The organism is Corynebacterium sp. HMSC065H09 (genome assembly GCF_001812845.1).
GTDB lineage: Bacteria > Actinomycetota > Actinomycetes > Mycobacteriales > Mycobacteriaceae > Corynebacterium > Corynebacterium jeikeium_D.
This window is the reverse complement of sequence record NZ_KV810581.1, coordinates 16,013-41,801: the sequence shown is the minus strand read 5'-3', so window position 1 is coordinate 41,801 and position 25,789 is coordinate 16,013. Positions and strand designations below refer to the sequence as shown.

Annotated in this window: 21 protein-coding genes and 1 pseudogene; 9 read left to right on the top strand and 13 right to left on the bottom strand. The window is 59.6% G+C overall.

What is annotated here, in order from left to right; genetic code table 11:
- Positions 1–146 precede the first annotated feature (146 nt).
- Together HMPREF2878_RS03200 and HMPREF2878_RS03195 are read right to left on the bottom strand one after the other, a co-directional pair.
- Entirely contained in the window at positions 147–743 is a 597-nt protein-coding gene (locus tag HMPREF2878_RS03200) for a superoxide dismutase (protein ID WP_005510435.1), read from the bottom strand.
- A 136-nt stretch (positions 744–879) separates the two neighbouring features.
- On the bottom strand, positions 880–2,886 hold the full coding sequence (locus HMPREF2878_RS03195; RefSeq protein ID WP_240593264.1) for an alpha/beta-hydrolase family protein: 2,007 nt from the start codon (positions 2,884–2,886) through the stop codon (positions 880–882).
- A gap of 81 nt (positions 2,887–2,967) precedes the next feature.
- On the opposite strand from HMPREF2878_RS03195, the gene HMPREF2878_RS03190 reads away from it, so the two are divergent.
- The 4 genes from HMPREF2878_RS03190 to HMPREF2878_RS03175 all read left to right on the top strand — a co-directional run bounded on the left by HMPREF2878_RS03190 (position 2,968) and on the right by HMPREF2878_RS03175 (position 7,987).
- Positions 2,968–3,915 carry an L-lactate dehydrogenase gene (locus HMPREF2878_RS03190; protein WP_048731269.1) on the top strand — a complete coding sequence of 316 codons (948 nt, stop codon included), beginning with the start codon at positions 2,968–2,970 and terminating at the stop codon, positions 3,913–3,915.
- 138 nt (positions 3,916–4,053) lie between these two features.
- Positions 4,054–6,015, top strand: coding sequence for a pyruvate kinase (locus HMPREF2878_RS03185; protein WP_083310810.1), 1,962 nt, complete (start codon positions 4,054–4,056; stop codon positions 6,013–6,015).
- A 127-nt stretch (positions 6,016–6,142) separates the two neighbouring features.
- On the top strand, positions 6,143–7,021 hold the full coding sequence (locus HMPREF2878_RS03180; RefSeq protein WP_070546488.1) for a hypothetical protein: 879 nt from the start codon (positions 6,143–6,145) through the stop codon (positions 7,019–7,021).
- A 48-nt stretch (positions 7,022–7,069) separates the two neighbouring features.
- Positions 7,070–7,987 (top strand): DUF5926 family protein, encoded by a 918-nt coding sequence (locus tag HMPREF2878_RS03175; protein WP_048731261.1) that lies wholly within the window; start codon positions 7,070–7,072, stop codon positions 7,985–7,987.
- 104 nt (positions 7,988–8,091) lie between these two features.
- Here HMPREF2878_RS03175 and HMPREF2878_RS03170 read toward each other — a convergent pair whose 3' ends face one another.
- Positions 8,092–9,495, bottom strand: a complete 1,404-nt coding sequence (locus HMPREF2878_RS03170) for an LCP family protein (RefSeq protein WP_306295205.1) — start codon at positions 9,493–9,495, stop codon at positions 8,092–8,094.
- Between the two features lie 131 nt (positions 9,496–9,626).
- On the opposite strand from HMPREF2878_RS03170, the gene HMPREF2878_RS03165 reads away from it, so the two are divergent.
- Entirely contained in the window at positions 9,627–10,436 is an 810-nt protein-coding gene (locus HMPREF2878_RS03165; protein WP_070549934.1) for a fructosamine kinase family protein, read from the top strand.
- Here the strand turns inward: HMPREF2878_RS03165 and HMPREF2878_RS03160 are convergent.
- Positions 10,433–11,821 carry an amidase gene (locus HMPREF2878_RS03160; RefSeq protein WP_070652837.1) on the bottom strand — a complete coding sequence of 463 codons (1,389 nt, stop codon included), beginning with the start codon at positions 11,819–11,821 and terminating at the stop codon, positions 10,433–10,435. The genes HMPREF2878_RS03165 and HMPREF2878_RS03160 overlap by 4 nt on opposite strands.
- 33 nt (positions 11,822–11,854) lie before the next feature.
- Between HMPREF2878_RS03160 and pheA the strand changes: the two genes are divergently transcribed.
- Positions 11,855–12,790, top strand: a complete 936-nt coding sequence (gene pheA, locus HMPREF2878_RS03155; RefSeq protein ID WP_070652836.1) for a prephenate dehydratase — start codon at positions 11,855–11,857, stop codon at positions 12,788–12,790.
- A 3-nt stretch (positions 12,791–12,793) separates the two neighbouring features.
- Positions 12,794–13,585: a histidine phosphatase family protein gene (locus HMPREF2878_RS03150; RefSeq protein ID WP_070652835.1), complete on the top strand. Its 792-nt coding sequence runs from the start codon at positions 12,794–12,796 to the stop codon at positions 13,583–13,585.
- Between the two features lie 35 nt (positions 13,586–13,620).
- On the opposite strand, the gene HMPREF2878_RS03145 is transcribed toward HMPREF2878_RS03150, so the two are convergent.
- From HMPREF2878_RS03145 to HMPREF2878_RS03135, 3 genes are all read right to left on the bottom strand, one after another.
- Complete coding sequence (locus HMPREF2878_RS03145; RefSeq protein WP_069359729.1) at positions 13,621–14,166, bottom strand: DUF1707 SHOCT-like domain-containing protein; 546 nt, start codon at positions 14,164–14,166, stop codon at positions 13,621–13,623.
- A 75-nt stretch (positions 14,167–14,241) separates the two neighbouring features.
- On the bottom strand, positions 14,242–14,586 hold the full coding sequence (locus tag HMPREF2878_RS03140; RefSeq protein WP_038626990.1) for a metallopeptidase family protein: 345 nt from the start codon (positions 14,584–14,586) through the stop codon (positions 14,242–14,244).
- Between the two features lie 47 nt (positions 14,587–14,633).
- Positions 14,634–15,887: a septum formation family protein gene (locus HMPREF2878_RS03135; RefSeq protein WP_240593260.1), complete on the bottom strand. Its 1,254-nt coding sequence runs from the start codon at positions 15,885–15,887 to the stop codon at positions 14,634–14,636.
- Between the two features lie 194 nt (positions 15,888–16,081).
- On the opposite strand from HMPREF2878_RS03135, the gene HMPREF2878_RS03130 reads away from it, so the two are divergent.
- Positions 16,082–16,732 carry a LysE family translocator gene (locus HMPREF2878_RS03130; protein WP_016421665.1) on the top strand — a complete coding sequence of 217 codons (651 nt, stop codon included), beginning with the start codon at positions 16,082–16,084 and terminating at the stop codon, positions 16,730–16,732.
- Between the two features lie 47 nt (positions 16,733–16,779).
- A complete protein-coding gene (gene serS, locus HMPREF2878_RS03125; RefSeq protein WP_048731242.1) occupies positions 16,780–18,051 on the top strand; it encodes a serine--tRNA ligase in 1,272 nt (423 codons plus the stop codon).
- Positions 18,052–18,385: 334 nt separating this feature from the next.
- Here serS and HMPREF2878_RS03120 read toward each other — a convergent pair whose 3' ends face one another.
- The 6 genes and pseudogenes from HMPREF2878_RS03120 to HMPREF2878_RS03095 all read right to left on the bottom strand — a co-directional run bounded on the left by HMPREF2878_RS03120 (position 18,386) and on the right by HMPREF2878_RS03095 (position 25,506).
- Positions 18,386–19,228, bottom strand: a complete 843-nt coding sequence (locus HMPREF2878_RS03120; protein ID WP_070549939.1) for a DUF5808 domain-containing protein — start codon at positions 19,226–19,228, stop codon at positions 18,386–18,388.
- A complete protein-coding gene (locus HMPREF2878_RS03115) occupies positions 19,225–19,560 on the bottom strand; it encodes a PadR family transcriptional regulator (RefSeq protein WP_049190945.1) in 336 nt (111 codons plus the stop codon). Before HMPREF2878_RS03115 ends, HMPREF2878_RS03120 begins: the two co-directional genes overlap by 4 nt.
- Before the next feature lie 256 nt (positions 19,561–19,816).
- Positions 19,817–20,989, bottom strand: a complete 1,173-nt coding sequence (locus HMPREF2878_RS03110) for an alpha/beta hydrolase (protein ID WP_049171838.1) — start codon at positions 20,987–20,989, stop codon at positions 19,817–19,819.
- A 142-nt stretch (positions 20,990–21,131) separates the two neighbouring features.
- Positions 21,132–22,688, bottom strand: coding sequence for a glycerol kinase GlpK (gene glpK, locus HMPREF2878_RS03105; protein WP_049171835.1), 1,557 nt, complete (start codon positions 22,686–22,688; stop codon positions 21,132–21,134).
- 84 nt (positions 22,689–22,772) lie between these two features.
- A pseudogene (locus HMPREF2878_RS03100) lies at positions 22,773–23,521 on the bottom strand (MIP/aquaporin family protein).
- A gap of 248 nt (positions 23,522–23,769) precedes the next feature.
- Complete coding sequence (locus HMPREF2878_RS03095; RefSeq protein WP_070652834.1) at positions 23,770–25,506, bottom strand: glycerol-3-phosphate dehydrogenase/oxidase; 1,737 nt, start codon at positions 25,504–25,506, stop codon at positions 23,770–23,772.
- Between the last annotated feature and the right edge of the window lie 283 nt (positions 25,507–25,789).

Sequence of the window (25,789 nt, the reverse complement as noted above, 5' to 3'; positions counted from 1 at the left end):
ACGTGTGCCGCCCGGGAAATACCAAAAGTGGTCTCAAACAAGACACAAAAAACCGACCCGCTGAGGGTAAGCCCCGTCAGCGAGCCGGTAAGCCATCTTTAGCGCGCGGCAGGGACGCGTAAAAAGCCGCGCGCTGTTAGCTGAAATTACTTGGCAGCTGCGAACAGCTCTGCAGCGTAATCCCAGTTGAAGACGTTCCAGACAGCCTTGACGTAGTCAGCCTTGACGTTCTTGTACTGCAGGTAGAAAGCGTGCTCCCACATATCCAGCAGCAGAACCGGCTTCAGGTTGATGGACAGGTTGCCCTGCTGATCCGTCATCTGCTCAATAACCAGGCGCTCTGCAATGGTGTCGTAACCCAGAACAGCCCAGCCGGAGCCCTGCAGGCCCAGAGCAGCAGCGTTGAAGTGAGCCTGGAACTTCTCGAAAGAGCCGAAGTCGCGCTCGATAGCCTCAGCCAGCTCACCGGTCGGCTGGCCGCCACCGTTCGGGGACAGCAGCTTCCAGAACAGGGAGTGGTTGGTGTGGCCACCCAGGTTAAAGGCCAGGTCCTTGGACAGGCCGGTAACAGCTGCGAAGTCGCCGGACTCGCGAGCAGCAGCGAGCTTCTCCAGAGCAGCGTTGGCGCCGTTGACGTAATTAGCGTGGTGCTTGCTGTGGTGCAGCTCCATAATCTCGCCGGAGATGTGCGGCTCCAGAGCGTCGTAAGCGTAATCCAGCTCAGGAAGTTCGTACTTAGTCATTAGGAAAATTCCTCCTCAACACGTTTTTAGGTTGTGCCGTCGATGGTACTCAAGATGAGTGGATGCGCAACCATTTAAGCAATACAATTAATGCGAAATTCATAAAAAATGCTGTTCAGGGATATCTGTCACAAGTTTATGAACGCGGTGGCTGAGTGCGGCGAATCCACTTACTCACGCGCTTGAAGCGCATTCCGGCTGCGCCACCCAGGTCGTCGTCAAGCGGAATGTCGAGGATGGAAGCCCACGTTGGCAACATTTCTTCCTCGTACCGGTGGCCGTGACCACCGGGGACGGTGACGGAGGCGAGGCCGTCGATAAGCACCTGCCAGAAGGTGACGAACGGATGCCAGCGCATGGAGGGGAGAACATCGCGGCCGACGCGCTCTGCAAGCCAGTCGGGGCGGCGCCAGGCCAGTGGGTAATCCCACCAAACGATGGGGTCAGAGGCATGCTGCAGGAATGCGACGCGCGGGAATTCCCACGGCCCGAACTTGGTGCCATAGAAGGAGTGGTACAGCTCGTCGGGGCGCGTAGCGAAGCGGATGTTTCGCCCCTCGTCGATGACTGGAGCGATTTCCGGAGACCCCTTTGTCCGACGGTGCGTCAGCTCTTTCCACATCGCGGAGAACTGTGGTGCGCCCGTCCAGACAGCACCGTCGACGCGTGCGAGCATGTCAGCGGAATTCTCGAATGCGCCGAGACCGCCAAACCCGCCGAGGGATTCACCGGCGACGTAGACCTTTGGCCGGTCGTTCTCCGGCATCTTGTCGACTTCCTGCAACACCCGATGGATAAGGGTGTGGCCAGCCGCGATTGGGGTTTCGTGGTCCGTTAGCCATGCCACTGGGGAGGGGAGGTCAGAGTACTGCAGAGCGACAGTGGCGCAGTTGCCAAGGGTCAAGAACTCTGCAGCCTGCGCCGACCACGGTGGCACCCAACCGGTGCCGGTGGTGGTGAAGACAACCAGATGATCGCGCCGAAACGCGCCGGTGCGGTGCATCTCGCGGATGATGAGCTCCGCCTGTTCCCGCAGAGAACGACCTGGCACCTTGCCCGCATAAATGCGGATGGGTTCCTGCAGTTCGGAGAGCGGCTTGCCAGTGACCACCGCCAAATCTCGGGCACGGGGGCCTTCGGCGACGAAGACGCGCCCCTCGGCGCCGAGTGCGTACCACGGCTCCAAAGACCATGGACTCCCGGAACGTTCCGGCTCCCAGGGCTGCATGCGGCCTGGAACTACCAGGGTATTCAGGTATCGGGACTTCTTGGCGATGGACTCCAAAGTCCGACGGATAAGCAGTCGATCAATGCTGGCGGCCACGGCACCACCGACGATGGCACCGCTGAGAACCGGGGCGAGACCGCGCGGCAGCCAGGGGCGGAGGTTGTCCCGCAGTAAGTCATAGCCGCGATTGGCCAGCGCGGAGAGCCCCCGAGTGGTCAGGTAGAGACCACTGGCAATCATTGTGGAGGCGAACTGGCTGCGTGCGGATTCCTGCTCATCCTTGCCCACCAGGCGGCCAATTTCGCGCTGCTGGGAAATGGAGCGCAGCCACAGCGCCGCGGTGGTGGCCGTGGTGGCAACATGCCAGGTCACGGCCAGTGCGCGCTCGTGTCGAGGTGCCGGCGCAAAGCGGCTGAGCGGAGTGCTGGCCAGACGCCGCATCGTCGTGTTGTAGCCATAGCCGATAGCCACCCCGGTGACATGGCCCGCCAGCTGTGCCAGGAAGGTCACAGTAACGGTGGCGATCCGAGTACGCGGCATCAGCGAGGGGCTAAAGGCAGCCCATGACGCAATTTCTGCACCAATTAGACCGGGGTTGGAGGGAATGCCCGCTCGCAGTGCGCTGCGGATAGTGCCAGGGCCGGTACCTAGGAGGCGTTCGCGAAAGACTTTGGTCGCCATCAGACTGCCGGTGCCGACTGCGCCCAGCGCTTTGGCCATGCCAGCTGTGCCAGCGACTCCTGTAATTCCCGTTCGCGCTGCTCGTGCAGCTCGCACTGTCCTGGTGGTTTCGATTGGCTGAGCTACAGGTGTGTTGCCCGTAGACGCAATCGAGGGCGCAATCGAAGTAAATGCGCGACGCAGGAATCCCATAACTCCCATCATGGCAAAATTTTTTCCACGGGGTTTATTCATCTCGCGCCAGTTTTCCGCACAAAGCGTAGCCTGTGGGGTGTCGCAACGTTTTCCGAATCGGTTGAGAAGGATCCGAGGGCTATGAAGCTATCCACAGGAAATAAGGTCGTGCTGATCGGCGCTGGCGACGTCGGCGTGGCATATGCGTACTCACTGGTCAACCAAGGCACTGTCGACCATTTGGCAATCATTGACATCGACGAAAAGAAGACGATGGGCAACGTCATGGACTTAAACCATGGCGTCGTGTGGGCGTCGTCGCGCACCAAAGTCACCCAGGGCACGTACGCCGACTGTGACGATGCCGCGCTGGTGGTTATCTGTGCAGGTGCGGCACAAAAGCCGGGCGAGACTCGCCTGCAGCTGGTGGACAAGAACATGAAAATCATGAAGTCCATCGTCGATTCCGTTATGGACAGCGGTTTTGATGGGCTCCTACTGATTGCTTCCAACCCCGTCGACGTACTCACATACGCTGCGTGGAAGTACTCCGGGCTGCCGCACAACCGTGTCTTCGGCTCCGGCACCATCCTGGACACCGCACGTTTCCGCTACATGCTGGGTGAATACTACGATGTTTCCCCGATGAGCGTGCACGCATACATCATCGGTGAACACGGCGACTCCGAGCTGCCGGTATTGTCCAGCGCCAACGTTGCAGGCGTCGGTCTGTCCAAGCGTCTCGCCGCTGACCCCACGCTTCACGACGAGCTGGAGGACATCTTCATCCGAACCCGTGATGCCGCCTACGAGATTATCGATGCCAAGGGCTCCACTTCCTACGGAATCGGTATGGGTTTGGCCCGCATCACGCGCGCCATTTTCCAAAACCAAGAGGTGGCTCTGCCGGTCTCCGCATACTTGCAAGGTGAATATGGCCATGAGGACGTGTTCATCGGAACACCAGCCATTGTGAACCGCCGAGGAATTCGCCGCGTTATCGAGCTTGAGTTGGACGAATACGAAAAGAAGCAGTTGGACAAGTCCGTTCAGACGCTCCGAGATGTGCAGGATCCATTCTGGAAGTAACTGCTGGTAGCGAAAGCGCATGTCTTCTCGACATGCGCTTTCGGCCGTCTCATTTGAGAATGAGAATGCCCACCTTCTATTGGCCCGCGTGGCCGACTCTGGCCAACGCTTCGTCTTCAACACAGGAGTGCCTTCTCTATGGCAGCGCAGAGCCCTCAAGACACAGCAACTGACAACACTGAAAGCGGCGCGGCCGTACCGCGTCTGGATGACCTCATCAGCAAGGTCACCGATTTGATTACAGAGTTGGACGACGTCTCGGTGGAGGCATCTGCACTGCTCGCAGAGGTGCCGGAAGAGCGCCGTCGGCACGCGGAAAACCTACTGCACTACGCACACCTGCGCACAATTGACATCCGTGAGCTGCAGAACAGCTTGCACGACCTCGGCGTGACCAGTCTGACCACGGTGGAGACTTTCACCCGGGGGCGCCTTGAGTTGGCCCTCAACGCGCTGTTGGCGCTGGCGGGGCGCACCTCAGATGTCGATGTCGCCCGCATTATTGCCGACGATGAGCGCGCGGATATTGCCCTGGATAACAACGCCACCGAGCTGTTCGGTCAGGAGCGCGCGGATGTCACTTCGCACATTATGGTGACCCTGCCCGCCGAGGCCGCCGACGACGCAGAGTTGGTGGAGAGCTTCGCTGCTGCCGGCATGGATCTCGCTCGCATCAACTGCGCCCACGACGGCCCTGAGCAGTGGAGCCGCATGATTGACAACGTCAATGCTGCAGCTGAGAAGGCCGGTCGCCGCATCTTCGTGTCCATGGATCTGGCTGGCCCGAAGCTGCGCACAGGCGATATCGAACCGGGACCGCGCGTGGGTCGCGCCCGCGTTGTGCGTGACGACGCCGGCACAGTCATCTCCAAGTCCAAGATTTGGCTGACTCCACGTCTGGATGGGCACCCCAAGCCAGCTCCGAACGATTTGCCGGGGCGTCCTGCTCTGCCGCTGGAAGCAGATCAGGGATGGTTGGAACAGCTGCAGCTTGACGATGTCATTACGCTGCATGACTCCCGCTCAGCGAAGCGTCACTTCACCGTTGTGCGCATCGACACCGACGTCGAGGGTGAGGTCGAGGCGGTGCTCGCCGAGGGTGAGAAGAACGCCTGGATCGCCGAGGGCACACACCTGCGCAGCAACTACGAGGTCACACGTGCTGGCGGCGTGCCACCGACCGTGCAAAAGCTGCGTTTCCACACTGGGGATGAGTTCATTCTCACCAGCCGCGAGGAAATCACCACCATTCCACGCACCGAGGATGAAATTCCACGAGTCTCCTGCTCGCTGCCGTCTGCCGTGGCGGCTCTGAAGCCGGGCGATCCGGTGCTTTTCGACGACGGTGCACTCGGCGCTGAGGTGGTTGAGGTCTCCGAGACGTCGTCAAGCGAAGATAGCCACGTCGATGCCCGCTTGCGTGTCCAGCGCACCAAGCCGAACGGACAGCCGTTGGCGGCGCATAAGGGCATCAACCTGCCGAACACCGACCTGCCGCTCAATTCGCTTACCGACGAAGACATTGAGCATCTGCGCTTTGTAGTGGAGCACGCGGATATTGCTGCGGTGAGCTTTATTCGCACGCAGGAGGATGCTGAGTACGTCTACAAGGTGCTCGATGAGATTGCGGCAGAACATGAGGCTGCGGGCCGCGAGGATCTCGCATCGAGGGCTCGGGGCCTGGGCGTTGTGCTGAAGATTGAGACTATTCCGGCATTCCAGAATCTGCCGGGAATCATCATCGCCAGCATGAAGCGCGCCAAGTCCGGTCTGATGATTGCTCGTGGTGACCTGGCTGTGGAACTGGGCTTCGACCGCATGGGTGAGGTCCCAGGCCAGATTCTGACGCTGGCGCAGGCAGCCGGAGTGCCGACCATTCTGGGTACTCAGGTGCTGGAGAATATGGCCAAGGCCGGCCTGCCTTCCCGCGCGGAGATTACCGATGCGGCTTTCGCCCTGCGTGCCGAGTGCGTGATGCTGAACAAGGGGCCGCACATCACCGAGGCCATCGCGATTTTGAACAACCTGGCTCGGAAGATGGGTCGTTCGCAGCGTAAGAGCCGCATCATGCTGCGGAAGATTCGCAGCTGGTCGGACTAGTGGCTGGGTTAGTGGCCGGGCTAGTTTAGGTAGGTTAGGGGAGCGCACCCAAAAAACGCCGTTGGAGAAAAGACTGCGGAAGAAGCCAGCCGCGCGAGAGAGACGCGAGAGAGGAGCCCTGCGGAAAATGTCTAATGAACAGGCAGAAAACGCGGGGTGGGCTGTGCCGCCGCAGTCTCCAAAGCAGCAGCCGCAGCAGTCCCCACCTCAGGTGGTGCTGCCATCGCAGCAGAACTGGCAGCCGACTGTCTCGGATTCGACTATCACGGGTGCGACGCCGCGCTGGAAGGCCGATGAGATTGTTCGCAAGCGCGCGGACAGCGTCTTTCGATGGGCGATGAGCGGCGCCGGAGTATTCGCCGCATTTACCGTTTTCGTCTGGATGAGCATCCTGAGCCCCGGTCAGGACCTAGTGGTTTCCCTCCTCGGTGAGTTTGGAGCATGGGCTTTCGGTCTTTGTGGAATGGTTTCCCTCATTGGGCTGGGTTTTTCGGTCTACAAGACCCTCCAGGTGCTGCGTGACCGCGCAACGTATGCCCGCCCACTACTGTCGCGCACGGCAACGGATGTGCGCACGATGCACATGTGGCCAGTGCGCAACATCACGGGGCCCGTGGTCGCGTTGGCTGAAACAGGAGTCACTGCCGTAATGGGGCCAGGTCGCTTTATCTGGTATCTGGCCTGCGTTTTGTGGCCACTTGCAGTGGGGTGGTTTATCGCTGCCGACGTATCCCGGACGTACTTCCAGGCCGGAATCATCACCGTTTTAGCTTGTGTGACGACTGCCCTCACAGCGCGGCTACTCGGCTACGTGTTGGCTCCCGAGGAAGTGCATCGCAACATTCCCGTTGGATCCGGTCGCGAACGCACCCAGCCCGGTTTCTGGTCCAAGGGCTTCATCCCCAGCGAAGCTACCGATGAACAAGGGGAGGCGGGCGCAATGGCCGTCGACAAGCAGCTTTTCGAAGGAACGGCGAGCGAATTCGTCGACGATTTTTATAAGTAGCCCAGGCAGTCGCGAATTACGGAGAGCGAATAGGTATTCTGTGGCCTTGTGGGAAAGAAATCTCGTAAGAAGAATAATCAGGCCCCGGAGGGCATGAGCCGTCGTCAGGCGAAGCTGGCAGCCCGCGCTGCTGAGCGTGCAGCGCTGCTGGGTAATCCGCGTCCGTTCAAGGACTTCGACGAAGAGGCTGACATCGTGGCTGTCCGCGAGTTCGCACCGGCTGTGGTCATTCCGGTCACGGTCGCTGACGCCGAGCGTGACATCAAGCTCTGCACCGTGCTGCCAGGCGGCGTTGCTGCCCTGACGCGTGCCGCTGACCAGGGCAATGAGGCTTTCGTCGCGCTGCAGACGCAGGCGCGCACCAATGACGGCGCTGCGGATCTCTCCCGTGCGCTGGCATGGGCCCGTGACGCAGAGCCGGGCCAGCAGCTCTCCTCCGCCACTGACGGCGAGGCCGCACCGCTTACCGACGTCCTGACCGCCGTGGATCTCGACAACCTGGAGGTCCACCAGGACTTCGAGTGGTGGATTCCCAAGGGCATTGAACGCACCCCGATGATCGAGCAGAACCTGGCCGTGGCTAACGACGCGATTCTCCCGTCGTACCGCCTGGATGCGAAGGTCGCTGGCGCTGTGTGGTGGATTGATCCGGGCGAGCGCGCTCACATCCGCTGGGTGCGCCGTGAAGATGAGAAGCCACTGCTGGACGCCTTGGCACGCGTGCACGCTGCGGACAACCTTTCGCTGGGAGAGGGCACTAAGTTCGCTGGTGTCTTCCGCACCGATGGCCTGCTGGTGCCGGTCTGGGACCTGGATAACACCAAGCCGCACGACCACTGGATTGCTGCCGTGGAAGAGGCCGACAAGCGTATCGCTGAGGCGCTGGCCAGCGAAGAGCCGCTGACCGCCGAGGAGCGTAAGTCCCGTGAGACCATCGTGTCCCGTCAGGTGACCATTCGGAACTAGGCGTAGCTGGTTTAAAAACTAACGCGTGTGGCTCAGCAAAAAGCTAAGTCACACGCGTTAGTTGTCTCGAAAGCTATCTGAAGCTGTTTTAGCTACCTTCTTGACTATCTCAGCTCCGCAAAAAGTGCTGGCGCTTCGACTTCGTCCCAGAGCAGCACATTGCCCGCATAACCGGTATCCATGGCGCCTGAGGTAGGCACGGTAAGGGAATCGGAACCGAAGAGCATGCGCAACATCAGCCAGGTCAGATGCCAGACATGGTCACCATCGCCGACGAACACGGCCTTAGTGCCAGCATTGGCCAGGCGAATCCAGCGGTAGGGGTTGAGCCATACCGCAGGTGATTTCAGCCGTCCCATCAGCGCACTCATGAATTCACGCTGCCGCTCTACGCGGTCCAAGTCTCCCTGGGCGGTAGCACGCGTGCGCACGTAACCCAGGGCGCCCGCGCCGTCGAATTTCTGGCAACCGGCCTGGATATTCAGGCCTGCCAGCGGATCGTCGATGGCTTCTTCAGGGCACATCTCGATACCACCGACAGCGTCGACGACACCGGCGAAACCGCCAAAGCCAATTTCGGCGTAGTGGTCGATGTGAATTCCAGTGTTTTTCTCTACAGTGTCGATGAGTAGCTGGGGGCCACCAAATGCGAATGCCGCATTGATCTTGTTCTTGTCATTGCCCGGGATATCCACGAAGGAGTCACGCGGGATACTGACCAACTTCGGCTTACCGAGCACCGGAATGTGGGCAATCATGATGGTGTCGGTGCGCTGGCCGAAATCACCACTGCCCGTCGACAGCTTGGCGGCATCTTCCTCTGACAAGCCCGTACGAGAGTCCGAACCGACAAGCAACCAGTTGGAGGACATCGTATTGGCAGGGCGATCTGCCAGACCGGAGAACGCATCGACCCTGGTCAGGCGGATGTCGACAAGTGCCATTGTGACGACAAGGAAGATGACGAGAAGCAGGATGATGGATTTAAAGCGCAAGCGTGGCAGTCGCAAGCGTGGCATGCGGAACCCAGACCTGACGCCGGCGCCGCCACGACTGCCACGGCGTCCACCACGGCCAGAACTCGCTGCTTGTGGGGCACTGTAGTAGTCCTGTGACGAGCCGTGCGAGGAAGATTGGAAATCCGCATCCGGGTTATATCCGGGCGGGGGAAACCGCGGATCGCTGCCAGCGCGTCCGCTACCGGCCCGGTTCACCGGTGGACGGGACTCAATGCGCGTTTCGTTCAGTGGCGCCTGCCGACGTTCCGGTTGCGGCCTAGACCTGCGCGGAGGCATAGGCGCTGGGCGGGCTGCCCCTGCCCTAGATGGGCGGTCGGAACGGGGCGGGATGGGGCGTCGTGAAGCGCCACGCGAATCGGCCTCACGGGGGCGGGCATGCTTCGGCGACGCCTCGTCCACACGGCGGTAGATGGGGCGGCCATAGCGATCTTTAAGCGGCCTACCGTATCGGTCGCGGGCAATGCGCGAGTCGTCGAAGTTGCCTTCCATACCAATAAAGAATAGGCAACGACAGCGGACTAAGAGAACCGAGACAGCAATACAAGTCTTGGTAGCGCTGGCGTTACCCTGCATGCGACGTGCTGAAAGGGGTTGGGAACGAAGAAGAATATGCTGGAAATATGTCCGCAATGAACCAGAACAACGAACGTGCAGTCAACGAGTCGGATGTTTATGTCAAGAGCCGACATGGTGTCCCGCGGGACTTCTTCGCCTGTGAGGCGGCGGGGCTGGGTTGGCTGCGCGAGGGTGAAGCTGACGGCGGTGCGCGCGTAGTGGAGGTGCTGGGCGTGAGCGGGCATGCGCTGAAATTGCGTCGAATTGAGTCGACGGTGCCGACTCCGCAGGCAGCGTACGAGTTCGGAAAATCGTTGGCCATTACCCACAATCTGGGCGCTGCTGGCTGGGGTGCCGGCCCCGATGGGTGGGAGGGGCACGGTTACTTCGGTCCACTGGATCAGCCACTGCAGATGGACCTGACTCCACGGGAGAGCTTCGGTGAATACTGGGCCAAAGGGCGTCTGCTGCCAGCGCTGGGAAAGTTGGAAAGCTCCTACAATAACCGTCAGCTAGACATCTTTGACCAGCTCATTGAGCGACTCTTGGCTGGAGATTTCGACAACGAGCCAGACGCTGCGCGTGTCCACGGTGACCTGTGGTGGGGAAACCTCATGTGGGATGCAGACGGCGCGATTTTGATCGACCCCGCAGCGCACGGCGGAGCCCGCGAGGAAGATCTGGCACTGCTGGCGCTATTCGGGGCAACGCACTTCAACGAGATCTTGCGTGGCTACGAATCCGTACATCCCCTGCCGGATTTCGCCGAGAGCTGCGAACTCCATCAGCTCTACGCCGTGCTCATGCACGCGGTGCTTTTTGGTGGCGGATACGCCGGACAGGCGGCGGCAATGGCGGCGAAGTACGTGCGCTAGTTGGCGTTAGCAGCCTCCAGCACGCTAGCCATCTCCAGTAGCTCTGCCTCGCCGCAGCGCACCGCACCGATATTGACGCTGGTGGCGGGGTGCACTGTGTTGGCGCTGGCACCGCTCGTACCCGGCACAGCAATCGGCACCGACACACTCGCCCACCCAGTCAGATTCCACAGCGACAACCACGGTGTCCACCGGGTTTGCTCGTCAAAGTCCTCCGACGGCGCCAACGCAGAGAAATGCCCAATACGCGGCGGATCAAACGCCAGCGTTGGCGTAATCACCGCATCGACTTCCCAACGCGACCGAATCGCGCCGGGCAGAGCCATCCGCTGCTGATGTGTCGCCGTCGCCTCCGCTGCGGAAATCTCCTGGCCACAGGCTCGAATCCACTGCACAATCTCGGAGTAGTCCGCGCGCGGCAATTTCGTGGCCATTCGCGTGATGGTCCGTCGAAAAATCTCGAACACGTCCGGACCTGCCGGATCGTAGGGGCTGGGCACTTCCACCACGTCGTACCCGGCGTCGGCAAGACGGTCAGCCGCCGCCCACGCACCGTTTGCCCAGCGCTTATCGACGTCCACCTCAGCATGAAAAGGGCTGACAGTGACACCGATGCGAAGGGGACGCTGGGAACGTCGGAAAACATGCGGGGTTGAGGAAAGTGGCACCCCGGCCAGCAGTGCTGCGTCATCGACTGTGCGAGTGAGGAAGGCAGGCGTGGAGAGATTTCCACCCGCAATATCATGTGCTGGCTTCAACCCAACGAGGCCACAGCAGGCGGCGGGCACACGGATAGAACCGCCGCCGTCAGAGCCCAGAGCTGCGGGAACGACACCAGTTGCGACAGCAACCGCGCTGCCGCCCGAGGAACCGCCGGGAGTGCGTGGCGTGGTATCCGGCTGATTGGACAGCTGATTGGGCGTGGCGAAGTAGGGGTTTTCCGGGGCCGTGTAACCAATCGGCTCGGTGTAGGCCGTCATCCCGACCTCGGAGGTGTGTGTCGTCGCCGTGAGGACCGCGCCACGAGCCAGCAGTTTCGCCACGGGGTCCGAAGTTTCGGTGGCGGTGAAAGCCAAGTTGGTCGAGCCCATCGTGCATTCGACCCCAGCGATGGTGAATAGGTCCTTGATTGCCACTGGCAGACCCAGGAGGTCACGCCGGAGACCGTGGCTAGCGCGCCGGGCGGGTTCGGATCCGGCAGTGAGGCTGCGCGCGCGGTCGACAGCGTGCTCGGCCAAGGACGTGGCAATACCGAAACGGGCGGGATAGGTCGCGGCGTCGTCGGCAAGCGTGGCGAATTCCGAAACGATTTCCGATACCGAGATTGCGCCACTGCGCACGGCTTCAGTGAGGGCGCGGGCGGGCATCTCGGAAGAAGAGGTCATGCAATAAGTGTAGAAGCCCTCTAATCTGAGCTTATGACGACGGTTACTTATTTGGGTCCTGCGGGCACATTCACCGAGCAGGCGCTGTGGGACATGGCGCGTGCCGGCGAGATTGATCCGGCAGGGGAATCCGCGGTCAATGCGGTGCCGGTGGATAGCCCCGCGGCTGCGCTTGGAGCCGTGCGACGAGGGGAAGCGGACTTTGCCTGCGTGGCTATCGAAAGCAGCGTGGACGGTCCCGTCACACCAACTTTTGATGCCCTCGCCGCTGGGCCAGAGCTGCAGGTTTTTCGCGAAACCGAGGTCGGGGTGGTGTTCTCTATCCTGGTCCGTCCCGGTACGACGGCGGAACAGGTGCGTACTTTTACGACACATCCCGTAGCGTATCCGCAGGTCAAACAGTGGGTGGACGCCAACCTTCCGGGCGTGGAAGTTCACCAGGCCAGCTCCAATGCGGCGGCGGCCCACCAGGTCGCCGAGGGCACGCACGACGCTTGCGCTGCCCCTGCCCGCGCGGGTGAACTGCTCGGACTTGATGCGCTGGCCACTGAAGTCGCCGACGTGCGCGGTGCCCGCACCCGTTTCCTGCTGGTGGGGCGCCCCGGCGTGCCGACGCCGCGCACCGGCGCCGACCGCACCTCGGTCTCCTTCACGCTGCCGAACCAGCCCGGCACACTAATGCGTGCCATGAATGAGTTCGCAGTGCGACAGGTCAACCTCACCCGCATCGAGTCACGGCCGACACGCGAGCTTTTCGGCCTCTACCGCTTCTACATCGACTGCAACGGCCACGTTGATGATGCACAGGTTGCCGCGGCTCTCGCGGCACTGCACGAATACGCCGAAGATTTGCGCTATCTGGGGTCTTGGCCAGTCGCTGAGGGCGGTCGGCGCAGCATTATGACCCCGCCACCGGATATTTCCCAGTCAATTGAGTGGGTCGACGCGCTTAAGGAAGGACGAAGGTAAAACATGACACCCGCCGCGCCCGAAAATCCAGTTGGACAGCTGCCTTTCCTCGATGACCGCCCAGACCGCCCTGAATCTGTCATGCCGGTTGATTCCCAGCGCATCATTTTCATCCGCCACGGGCAGACCACCGGCAACATCAACCGCCGTCTGGATACCGCATTGCCGGGCGCACCGCTCACCGACCTCGGTGTGAGGCAGGCGCGCAGTCTGGGACGTCTTTTGCTTCCCGACGTGCACAGAATCGGTGACATCGTCACATCCCATGCCCTGCGTGCCCGCCAGACTGGCGCAGGCGCGGTCGCAAGTCTGCACCACCTGGGAGAGACTTCTGTTCGCATCCGCCATGAGGGTGGCCTCCACGAGGTTCAGGCCGGTGACCTGGAGGGGCGCAATGATCGCGATGCGCACATGGAGTACATGCGCGCCTTCTACCAGTGGCTCAATGGGGAGCTGGAGTACCGCCTTCCCGGCGGTGAATCCGGTGCTGACGTGCTGAATCGCTACCTGCCGACGATACAGCAGCTGCTGGAGCAGACAGGAGCGACAGGTGGTGAATCCAAGGAGTCGAAGGAGGGCGGCAACAAGGATGTCGTCATTGTCAGCCACGGCGCGGCTATTCGTCTGATTGGGCAGTATCTGACCGGGGTGAATCCGGAATACGCACTGCGGCACCGCATTGCCAATACTGAGCGAATCGAGCTGGTTCCGAGCGCTGTGGACGTCGGCAAGCCTGCTGGCATTGAACCGGGCACGTGGGATGTGCGCCGCTGGGGCGACAGCGAGTTGCCTTAGACAGGCAGCTGGGCGGCGACCGTTACTGCTGGCCGTTATTGCTGGCCTTCCTGAATCTCGCGGCGCTTCTGAGCTGCCAGGCGTAGGCGTTCCGTGCGACGCTTGGATTCCGCTTCGTTGATTTCGTTGAGGAGTTTTTCTTCGTCATCATTGATGTTCAGTGCGGCGCGCCCGATGAGGGCAACGGCCGCAGCGACGATGAAGCCGAGCCATGCGTTGTCGATATTGGTTGCAAACATCAGAACGATAGAGACACATACGATGATGCCTGCAGCAGAGTCAACAATGTTGAGCTGGCGGCCCTTTTTCATCAGAGTCTGCAGCTCTTGATCGACACTTTGGTGCTGCGGTTTAGCCGGGGTGCCCTGTGAACTCTCGGGGGATGTCTCAGCGGGCAGGTCTGCGAAGAGTGTTTGTAGTTGGGAGCGGGTTTTAGCGACTGCGGCAGCTTCGGCGCGCTTGGAGAATTCATCGACATCCAAGTAGCCGTCAGCGAAATGATTGCCGAGACGCTCCATGGCAGCGTTGCGCTCCCTATCGCCGACCCTGATTTCTGGCTTCTCGCTCGAGTTGTCGCTCATGATTATTAAGGTTACAAGGAAGAAAGCTGCCGTGAAGAAGCCGAGAGGAACGAGACCGTGCACGGCGGGACAAACTTATCCGTAGCCGAGTCGGTCCAAATCCTCCTCTTCGAGGCCGAAATAATGCCCGATTTCATGCAGGAGAGTGACCCGAATCTGCTCCACCAGCTCCTCTTCGGTGCGGCTGATGCGGCAGAGCATGTCGCGATACAGGCTGATTTGGTCAGGCGGACCCCAGTGGTTGTTAGAACGCTCGGTCAGAGGTATGCCCTCGTAGAGGCCCAGCAGTGTGGGTTCGTCGAGGTTATACGGGTGGACCTGGATGATGACCTGATCGAGCTGGTCGAGAAACTGCGTGGGGATGCGGTCGATGGCCTCATCGACAAGTGCATCGAACCGCTCCGGGCTAACGTCAACCATTTATGGTGCTGCCTCGCAATGTCCTCTTGTTTTACTGGCCGATTGTTCTATTGTCCGGCGGGAGCGACTGCGTTATCCGCAGCGCCTGCTCCTGCGCCAGTACCGTCGGCACCGACCTCACCGACGTCACCTGTGCCAGCGCCAGCGCCAGCGTCACCCTGCTCCTCCCGCAGCGGATTGCGCGGTGGCGGAGCTACGGGCGGCTGGCCGTCGATAGTGAAGGACTCGTTAGCGTGGCCGTTGAGAGTGGAGAACCCGCCCTGGCCATTGTCCTTAATCAACCAGCAGTTCACACTGCGCGAGCCGGCATTGAGCGACTCCTGCGACAATGACGTCCAAAATGGCAGTAGCGTCGAGTTATACAGCGGGTCGTCACCGCCGAGGTAATTCTGCGCGAGAGTCACACACTGTTCCGCGAGCACATCATTTTGCTCCTGGTCAGTGGGGACGTTGTCACCGAAATGGTCGCGGAGATTGACAACTCCCGTCGACTCCATCAGGTGATCTTCCACGCACGGCACCTGGCGGATGGCGCCGTTTTCGTCCAATGTCACGCAGCGGCCGCCTTCGAACACGCGGGACTGGTCCTGCCCGGCCGCAGGACCGGACATGTGCGCCGTGTTGCCGTCTTCATCGACGACCTGGATACCGCACAGGAAGGTTCGGTCACCCTTTTCCCACTGGCTAGGTGAAGGAATGATCGGCGCCGTGATAAATCGACCGTCTGGATCGTACTGGCCGCCCAGGTATTCAGTCACAGTGTTGCGACACACGCCATTTTGCAGAGCCACCAAATTGTCCGCTGTCGGGTAGTTGGCAGTTTTGGCGTATTGCCCCGGATGTTCCTCGTAATCGGCGAGATTCAGTTTCTTGGCGACCTCATAAGCATGCGGCTGCTCACAGGGCACGACGCGGAAGTCAGAAACATTCAAATCTTCTGCCAGATTCCAGTCCAGACAGTTGCCCGCGGTTGCGCTGGTGAACGCCGTCGTCTCCTTGTCGACGATGGTCGTCGTTGTCGACGATGACGCGCTTGCCGACGAACCCTTGCCCCCAAGTGGCCCACTCGGTGGCTCGATGACTCCCGCTTGCAGCGCGAATGCCATTCCCGCGGCGCCAACCAGCATTGCCGTCGACAAAGCGCGCATTCCCCAGCTTCCACGGGAGTTATTCGAAGCGTTGGCATCGTTGCCGGCTGCGGAGGATGCACCAGCGCTGGCATCTGCGCCAGTACCTGCACCGGAGTCAGTGTCTGTGGCGGCAGCGTGCTCGCGATCCTGGTTCATATTGTCATCAGCCATAGTGACCCCATTGTGCACCGCCAATGAGCCTGTGGACAAGGTAACGCTAAAAGCGACAACGCTGCCATGAGCGTTGATGCCGTTGCAGGGAGCTCAGTCATCGACGCTCTGCCCGAGTTTGCGGTCCAAATTTGCTCAAGAGCTTTAAGCACTACAATAGTCCGGTATTCGTTCGCTACCCGAGGACACGAGTCTTGACCTGGACTGCACTACTCAGCCTGCTGGGCGTCCACATTATTGGTATGGCCTCACCAGGGCCTGACGTCTTCTTAATCCTGCGCCTTGCCACCAAATCCCGAAAGCACGCGATCGCAGCGGTTGCGGGTATCAGTACTGGCGCCACTATCTGGATGACCCTCACAGTTTTTGGGTTCGCAGCTGTCATCACCGCCAATCCTTTGCTGATGGGCGTAATCCAGCTTGTCGGTGGCTGTTATCTCATTTACATGGGTATCAGTATGGCCAAGGCAGGCATCAATACTCTCCGCGAACTGCGCGCCGGTGCCGCACCAGCCTTGGGAAGTGAGGCGCTCCGGTCACCGAAGGCGACGTTCCGCCAGGGTTTTTTCACCAACATGTCGAACCCGAAGATTGTTCTCTTCCTCGCGGCAGTGCTTTCACAGTTCATTCCCGCAGGCGCATCCGTGGGGACGCTTGTGCTTTGTACGTTGGTGCTAATCGTCTCCCAAATCGCTTTCTTCCTATTTATCGCAATCGTGGTGTCGACGGATGCCGTCGTCAAGCGAATGGTGCTGGCAGGGCCGTGGATTGACACTGTCGCCGGCGTGATCTTCCTCGTCCTCGGCGCGCTGCTGGTCGCCTCAGGAGCGGAAGCGGCACTCTAGCAAGCCTTGTGCCTGCTTGCCGACGTAAACCAGGTACTCTAGGGGACGTGATTGATCTCAAATTTCTCCGCGAAAACCCTGAAGTAGCCCGCGAGTCCCAGCGCACCCGTGGTGAGGACCCGGCATTGGTCGATCAGCTGCTGGAAGCTGACGCTAAGCGCCGTGAGGTTATTGCCTCCACCGACGCGCTGCGTTCAGAGCAGAAGGGCTTCGGTAAGAAGATTGGTCAGGCGTCGAAGGAAGAGCGCCCGGCCATGCTGGAGAAGGCCAAGGAGCTTTCCGACGCCGTGAAGGCAGCCGAAGCGGAGCAGAAGGAAGCCGAGGCTGAGGTCGAGCGCCTGCAGTACCTGATTGGCAACATCGTTACGGGTGCGCCCGCCGGCGGCGAAGATGACTTTGTCGTGCTGGAGGAAATCGGTGAGATTCCACAGTTCGACTTTGAGCCCAAAGATCACCTGGACCTCGGTGAGTCGCTGGGTCTTATTGATATGGAGCGTGGCGTCAAGGTCTCCGGTTCCCGCTTCTACTTCCTGACCGGTTACGGTGCCATGCTGCAGTTGGCCATGATGAACCTGGCTGCTCAGAAGGCAACTCAGAATGGCTTCCAGCTGATGGTGCCGCCGGTGCTGGTTCGTCCGGAGACCATGTCGGGTACTGGCTTCCTCGGTGCGCACTCCGATGAGATCTACTACCTGCAGGAAGATGACCTCTACCTGGTCGGTACCTCGGAAGTCGCGCTGGCCGGCTACCACTCCAACGAGATTATTGACCTGTCGGAGGGGCCGCGTCGCTACGCTGGTTGGTCTTCCTGTTTCCGTCGTGAAGCGGGCTCTTACGGCAAGGACACCCGCGGTATCCTGCGCGTACACCAGTTCGACAAGCTGGAGATGTTCTCCTACTGTCCGCCGGAGCAGGCGGAGGCAGAGCACCAGAAGCTGCTGAACATGGAGCGCGAGATGCTGGCCGCGGTCGATGTTCCGTACCGCATCATCGATGTTGCTGGTGGTGACCTGGGTGCATCGGCTGCCCGCAAGTTCGATACCGAGGCATGGGTGCCGACGCAGAACACCTACCGCGAGTTGACCTCGACTTCGAACTGCACGACTTTCCAGGCTCGTCGTTTGAAGACCCGCTACCGCGATGCCGATGGCAAGTCTCAGTACTGCGCCACCCTAAATGGCACGCTGGCCACGACGCGTTGGCTGGTCGCCATTCTGGAAAACCACCAGCAGGCCGATGGTTCTGTGGTGATTCCGGAGGCGCTGCGCCCGTTCATGATGGGCAAGGAAGTTCTCGAGCCGGTTAAGCGAGCCGGTTAAGCGAGCCGGTTAAGCAGGTGCGGCCCCGCCCCAGTTCATCCGCGACTTCACGACACCTATGTCACCTCATGCCACCTCCACAGCTGGCATGAGGTGACGCCTGTGTCGTGAAGTGGCTTTTTTCAGGCGTGACTTGTTTAGCTGCGCTAAAAAATTAATTGGGGGATTGAGAAGGTAAAAACACCAGGAAGGTTGAGAGTAGAAACACAACCGAAAACACAACTGAACCAGGGGGATAGCCTCACTCGAGGTGGTAGAGGTTGTGTACAACATTCGGGATTACAGCAATTTTGCTGATGTGTCTTTCACCTGCTGATGTATCCTGCACCGTGATTTAAGCTGCTCCAGCTTTCTTCCACGCAGCCTTCAGCCCAGCTCGGAGGGGCAGGACGAGGCAGGCAGACGAAGCCACGGCCGAAGTGAGGGCAACGCCAGCTCGCACAAATGCTGGATTGAGCTTGGAGTTTTCTTCCGTGAGAATGCCGATCAGCTGAGATGGCGCAATTGTGCTTGCGAGCGCGCCTAGGGACGCAACGCGCAGCGCGTCTTCACGGTCATCTGCCTTGAGCAGCGAAGCAGCTGAAAATCCAGCTCCGACCGTAGAAACCACGAAGGGAAGAAGCAGAGTTTCCTTCGGTGCTGTCTTCTGAACTGCCTCGCCGTTTAGCTTCCATTTGGTGTGGACTTCTGCAGGCAACTGCTTCCAGGACATAGCCAGTGCGACTCCGTGCGCAACCGTCACGGCCGCGGGGAGAAGAGCGGTCGCCTGCAGTGTGCGAGCTGGAATTTCAGAGATAACCTCACCGTCAATATCGTCCGGTCGGACAATCCCCAGCTTGGTCGCTACTGCGGCCCAGTTGATAGACCAGCCAAAACCCAACAGGTGAGGTTGGAGGATCCGCGGGTCGTCCATGTTCCACAGGGAAGCGCGACCGCTTTTGGTAAATACCCGAAGCGGTTTGGAGAGGTACCTGCGCAAGGTGTTTGGTTCGCCAACTTGTTCGGCTACGCAATTTGCGTAGTCGGTCGCCGTTCCCAGCTCTTCGGTCAGGTCCGCGTGGACGTCGTTAAGCTCTTGCAGAAGACTCTCCTGCTCGGCGATGATCGCCTTGCGTTGTGCGTGCGATATGCCGATTTCGCGCAGTTTGTGGTCAATGGCAGTGAGGTAGGTGTTCATTGGGGCTCCTCGGAAAATAGTGCGGTCATGTCGGCGGATAGGTCGATGAAGTCCTGATGCAGTTGCGTGAGTGTTTGCTTTCCTTTGGCTGTCAGTGAGTAGTACTTGCGCGGCGGCCCTTTGGGGGATTCCTCCCAGCGATTGCTAATCAAGCCGTTGGTGGTCAGCCGCGAGAGTAGGGGGTAGACGGTTCCTGCGGGCGCGCTGAGGTGGGGGTAGGCGTTGAGCTTTGCGACGAGTGCCGCGCCATAGAGCTCTTCGCGAGAAATCAGCTTGAGAATGGCGAGCTCGAGTACTCCCTTCTTCAGTTGTGTTTGTGGGCGTTTGGGCATGGCGTTGTGCTCTCTTTCCGGCGGTAGAAGGAAGCTGTTCGAGCAGAATCCTTTTCATACCTAGTACCTTGCAATACCAACTATACCCCCGGTAGTTTGTATTGCCAAGTACTGCACACTTATATAGCTGGCAGAGAACAGGGCAAAGAAAATGAGGGGCAATTGTCAGAAGACAATCGCCCCTCATTCCACCGGGTTAGCTCTATGAAGAACTCGTAACTGTTAGGAAGCAGCTCGGTTCCTATTTAGCGTTCAATTAGATGCGCGCATCAAGCCAGGCAATAGCCGTCGCAATGGCCTCATGCTGTGCCGGCTCATTGAAGGTCTCGTGGAACTGGCCTTCGAACTCGATCAGCTGCTTGTCGGTGGACGAGATACCGTTGTACCAGTCGCGCGAGAAGAACGGCGGCACAATCTCATCCTGGCCACCCATCATGACCAGGGTCGGCTCAACGAAGTCGACGGAGTTGGTGCCGTTGTAGGTAGCGGCAAACGCCATCTGCTGTCCCATGCCGAGCGAAAGCTTGGAGTTGTTGTACGGATCAGTGCCGTATTCATCACGCACTGCCTGCGAAGAAGAGGTTTTCGCACCCAGCGGGTTGCCAACCTGAATCAGGTCAGTGCCCGGCAGCGATGGGACGCGCATCTCGGTACGGTTCGGTACTTCCTTGAGCATGCGCGTGTTGAAAGTAGTCATGTCCTGGAACGGCAAACGCTGGTAAATCGTCGGCTGTGCTTCGCGCTGGACATCGGTCATGGCTTCTGGGGTGATGGTTTCGCCCTTGTCCGTGCCGCCGTAGGGGTTGAACAGAGCGCCACCGCCGTTGGCGACGATGCCGTCGACACTGCCCGGGTACTTGATGCCGTGGAAGTCCACAGCAAGACCGCCCATGGAGTGGCCGAGCAGGAAGGTCTTCGTGCTCGGGTTCTCCGCCTTGGCCTTCTCTACAAGCATGTGCAGGTCATCGACAAGCGAGTGGAAATCATCGATGTGGCCACGAGCAACTGGAGTGCCTTCAACCTGACCCGTGTGGCCGTGGCCGCGGTGGTCGAGGCGGTAGACGTTGTAGCCGGCGTTCAGAAGCTTGCCGGTTACCCACTCGTAGCGACCCAGGTGCTCTGCAGCGCCATGCACGACGACGACAGTGGCCTTGGCGTTCGGAATGGTGTTGGACTTCCAGTAAATCTGGGTGCCCTTGCCATCCTGTGAGGTCATGTAGCCGTCGGTGACCGTCACGTGGCGTCCGTCAACTGTAGTGGTCGGCGCCGGGGTAGTTGGCAGTTCGACCATTGCAGTGGACTGCGGGTCAGGGGTTGGCTCCAGCGGGTTCTTGATGAAGTCCGTTGGGGCTGCTGATGCTGCCGGGGTGGCCAGTGCCAAAGTCAGGGCGGTGGTCACACTCGCAGTGAAAATCGATGCGCGACGCATGATTGCTCTTTTCTATTTTCAATCGAGGAGTGGATGGTAGTGATAATAATTTTATTATAACAAACAAGCCCTGAATTTATAATAAAAATGGCTCGGAAAACCGAATCGGTTTTCCGAGCCATTTTTAGGCTCTTACGAGGGCTTATTCAGGCTTCGGTGCCTCCTCAGCATCGGTATCCTCGACCCAGCCGTAGGTGCGTTCAACGGCACGGTTCCACTGGTGGAACAGGCGATCGCGCTCTTCGGCCTCCATCTTCGGACGCCACTTCTTGTCAATCGTGATGTGAGCCTTGACCTCATCCAAGCTCGACCAGAAGCCAACGCCCAGACCTGCACCATATGCAGCGCCGAGAGCAGTGGTTTCAATGTTGTTCGGGCGCGTGACAGTGACATCTAGGATGTCGGACTGGAACTGCATGAGGAACTCGTTCATGGTCATGCCGCCATCAACGCTCAGCGTCGTGATGTCCGTACCGGATTCTGCGACCATGGCATCGAGAACCTCACGGGTCTGGTACGCAGCAGCCTCCAGCACAGCGCGGGAGATGTGGTTGCGGTTAACGAAGCGAGTCAGGCCGACGATGACGCCACGGGCGTCCGGCTGCCAACGAGGAGCGAAGAGACCGGAGAATGCCGGCACGATGTACACGCCACCGTTGTCCTTGACACTCTTTGCTTTGTTCTCGATGGAAGCGGCATTTGGAATCATTTGCAGCTCGTCACGCAGCCACTGAACAAGTGCGCCGCCCATGGAGACAGAGCCTTCGAGAGCGTAGACCGGCTTCTCACCCTCGACCTGGTAGCAGACGGTGGAGATGAGGCCGTGCTCGGACCACTTCGGGTTCTCGCCGGTATTCATCAGCATGAACAGGCCAGTGCCGTAGGTGTTCTTGGTGTCGCCCTCGCCGAAGCAGCCCTGGCCGAACATGGCGGCCTGCTGGTCGCCGAGAATACCTGTAATGGGCAGGCCGGCCAGCGCATCGCGGGCGCGAACGCGGCCGAAGTCGCCTACCGACGGGCGGATGTCCGGCAGCATCGACATTGGAATGCCAATCTCACGGCAAATGTCCTCATCCCACTCGAGGGTCTTGAGGTCCATCAGGAGAGTACGGGATGCGTTAGTGACGTCCGTTGCGTGGACTGCAGATTCGCCGTTGTCTCCCTCTGCGCCGCCGGTGAGGTTCCACAGCAGCCAGGTGTCGATGGTGCCGAAGAGCAGGTCGCCAGCCTCGGCCTTTTCGCGAGCGCCCTCGACGTTGTCGAGGATCCAGCGCACCTTCGGGCCTGCCGGGTAGGAGTTGATACGCAGGCCCGTGGTCTCACGCCAGCGGTCCGCGCCTTCATCCCCCATGAGCTCCTTACAGATGGCGTTCGTGCGGGTGTCCTGCCAGACGATGGCGTTGTAGACCGGTTCACCGGTGTTCTTGTCCCAGACGACAGTGGTTTCGCGCTGGTTGGTGATACCGATTGCCTCAATGTCCTGGGAGGAGATGTCGCCATCAGCGAGAGCTTCACTGACTACGCGACGGGTGTTGGTCCAAATCTCCTGGGCATCGTGCTCGACCCAGCCCTCTTCCGGGAAGATCTGCTTGTGCTCCATCTGGGCGATAGTGACGATCTCTGCGTCATGGTTGAAGATGATGCAGCGGGTGGAAGTAGTTCCCTGGTCAATGGCGAGGACATATTTGCTGTGCATCATGGGGGATACTCCTAGCGAAATTGTGTGTAAATGTGAGTTTTCGGACTTGCGCTATTTTATTGTGCGTTTACTCTCATATTCCCGTTATCCGATGGCAAAGGCAAGAGCGCCTGCAGCCACAGCTGCCAGCATCGGTGCGACAATCGGGACCCATGCATATGCCCAGTTCGCATCGCCCTTGCCCTTAATCGGGAGCACGAAAGCGTAGGCCAAACGGGGCCGAGGTCACGAACAGGGTTGATAGCGTATCCAGTCGGGGAACCAAGGGAAAGACCAATCGACACAATGATGAACGAGACACCGAAGTAGGTCAGCGGGCCAAGCTCGCCGCCGGCTGGGCCGAACAGGATGAATGCGAGCAGAACGAAGGTCGCGATGAACTCGGTGACGGCATTCCAGAAGTTATTTGGATGAACCGGCGCGGTGAAGAAGTTGCCACCGGTTTCGGCATTCGCATTGGTCGGATTGCCGTTGTCGTCAACGCCATTGGCATCGAACAGCTGCTTAAACGCGGCCCATGCCAGGATTGCACCTACGAATGCGCCCAACAGCTGGCCTGCGGCATAGTAGGGGACCAGGCTCCAAGCCAGGCTGCCTTTGACTGCCAGGGCGACGGTTACCGCTGGGTTCAAGTGCCCGCCGGATACGTCGGCAATAGATGCGCCAGCGAAAACAGCCATGCCCCAACCGAAGGCAATGCCCATCCAACCAGCATTTGCTGCGCGGGTAGTCCGGAGGTTGATAGAGGCGCAGACTCCGTTACCGAGCAGAATCAGAATGGCGGTTCCGAAAAACTCCCAGAGGAATGCCTGGGATCCTGTGATTGTCTCCATGAGATGTAGAAACTCTCTGTGAGTCGTGACCGGGCAAGGTCACGATGAATCTTGCAACGTAGAATTCTTTAGGTATAAGAAATGCCGGCGAGAAACTATTTTTCGCCGGCACTTTTATTTCGACCCCATCAGCCCTTTGAAGTGCGAAGCCGTTTTCCCGAGAAGGAAGCTATTTCGTTGTGGCTACAGCGCTGGTGGCCATTCAAGAGCTAACTCGTATGGCCACCTAGGGGAGGGTGGGAAATGAACTAGCGGTCGAGGCTGACGTCGACATCCGCGCGAGTCTCCACTGCGTGAGCAGCAATCTCGTTAGCGGCCTTGTCGGTCAGTTCATGCTCAGCTGCCAGGGTTGCTTCGACGCGTTCGATGAAGACCTTGATTTCCTTCTCCATCGTCTCCTTGTCCCAACCCAGAGCTGGGGCAACCAGTTCCGCGGTGGCCCGGGCACTGTCGACGCCACGGTGTGCGTACTCCATGGAGACACGCAGGCGGCGCTCCAGAATATCGTCGAGGTGCATTGCGCCCTCGTGGGTCACTGCGTAGAGGACCTCAGCGCGCATGTACTGCTCAGCGGCCTCCAGTGGCTCGAGCAGGGACTTGTCCTCAGCTGCCGGAGCCAGAACCTCGTAGATAAGGGAGCCGTAGCGGTTGAGCAGGTGCTCGACCTGCTTTTCGGTGATACCGAACTGCTTGGCCAGCTCTGCCTTCTGGTTGTTCAGTGCGTGGTAACCATCAGCACCGAGCAGCGGGACATCAGCGGTGACGGACTCCGGCACCTTACGTGGGACATCCTGGACTGCAGCGTCAATGGTATCGGCACCGATGACGCGGTAGGTGGTGTACTTACCGCCTGCGACGGAGACCATGCCCGGAGCAACGTGGGCAACAGCGTGGTTACGGGAGAGGTTGGTGGTGGAGTCAGAGTCGCCTTCCACCAGTGGACGCAGACCCGAGTAGACACCGACGATGTCGTCGTAAGTAATCGGACGACGAACCTTGGCGTTGACGTGATCGAGGATGTAGTCGATGTCAGCGCGGGTAGCTGCCGGGTTTGCCAGGTTCATGGTCCAGTCGGTGTCGGTGGTACCGATAATCCAGTACTCACCCCACGGGATAACGAACAGGACGGACTTCTCAGTCACGAAGGTCATTGCCACCGAGCCCTCAAGAGCGGACTTCGGAATAACAATGTGGACACCCTTGGAGGTGTGGACGCGGAACTTGCCGGTGACGCCAGCCAGCTTCTCAATCTCATCGGACCAAATGCCGGTGGCGTTGACGAAAACGTTGCCGCGGATAGTGGTGGTCGCGCCAGTGTCGGTGTCAAGGAGCTTCGCGCCGACGATGCGCTCGCCTTCCTTCACGAAGTCGACAACCTGGGTGGAGGTGCGGACGTCAGCGCCGAAGTGAGCAGCGGTGCGCAGGACAGTCATGGTGTGACGGGCATCGTCAACCAGAGTGTCGTAGTAGCGAACGCCGCCGACCACGGCATCTTCCTTCAGGCCCGGAGCCTGCTTCAGGGTTCCCTTGCGGGAGTAGTGCTTCTGCATCGGAACCTGCTTGGCGCCACCCATGACGTCGTAAAGGAAGAAGCCCGATGCCATGAACGGACGCTCCCATACGCGGTGAGTCAGAGGGAAGACGAAGCGCAGTGGCTTAACCAGGTGCGGTGCCAGATGCGACATGGACAGTTCGCGCTCGCGCAGGGATTCAGCTACCAGGCGGAAGTCCAACATCTGCAGGTAGCGCAGACCGCCGTGGAACATCTTTGAGGAGCGGCTAGAGGTACCGCCTGCGAAGTCACGAGTTTCAATGACCGCAGTCTTCAAACCACGGGTTGCGGCATCGAGCGCAGCGCCAGCGCCTACAGAACCGCCGCCGATAATGACGACGTCGTATTGCTCGGTACCGAATTTCTCCCAGGTCTTTTCATGCTGTTCCTTGTTTAGAACTGCAGATGGGGCGAGAGATGAAGAGGACGACATTTTCCAATCCTTCCCGGTGGGGGCGTTGATTTTTCGTCGAAGAGAATTTCTCGGCTCACGGCTCAGGTTACCAAAACTTGGCTTACTTGTAAGCGCTAACCTACGGTTACGTAGATATAAATAATGGGGCAAAAAGTCACGAAAATCGCGCCAGTAATGTTGTCCGATTTTCCGCAGGTAGATGGCTATGTTAATAGAGATTTACTGCTTTTAGACTGAAAGTCAGCTGGCAATGACCCCCCATAATGGGGGTATTAAAGATGGCTGATGGGTGGGCAATGGG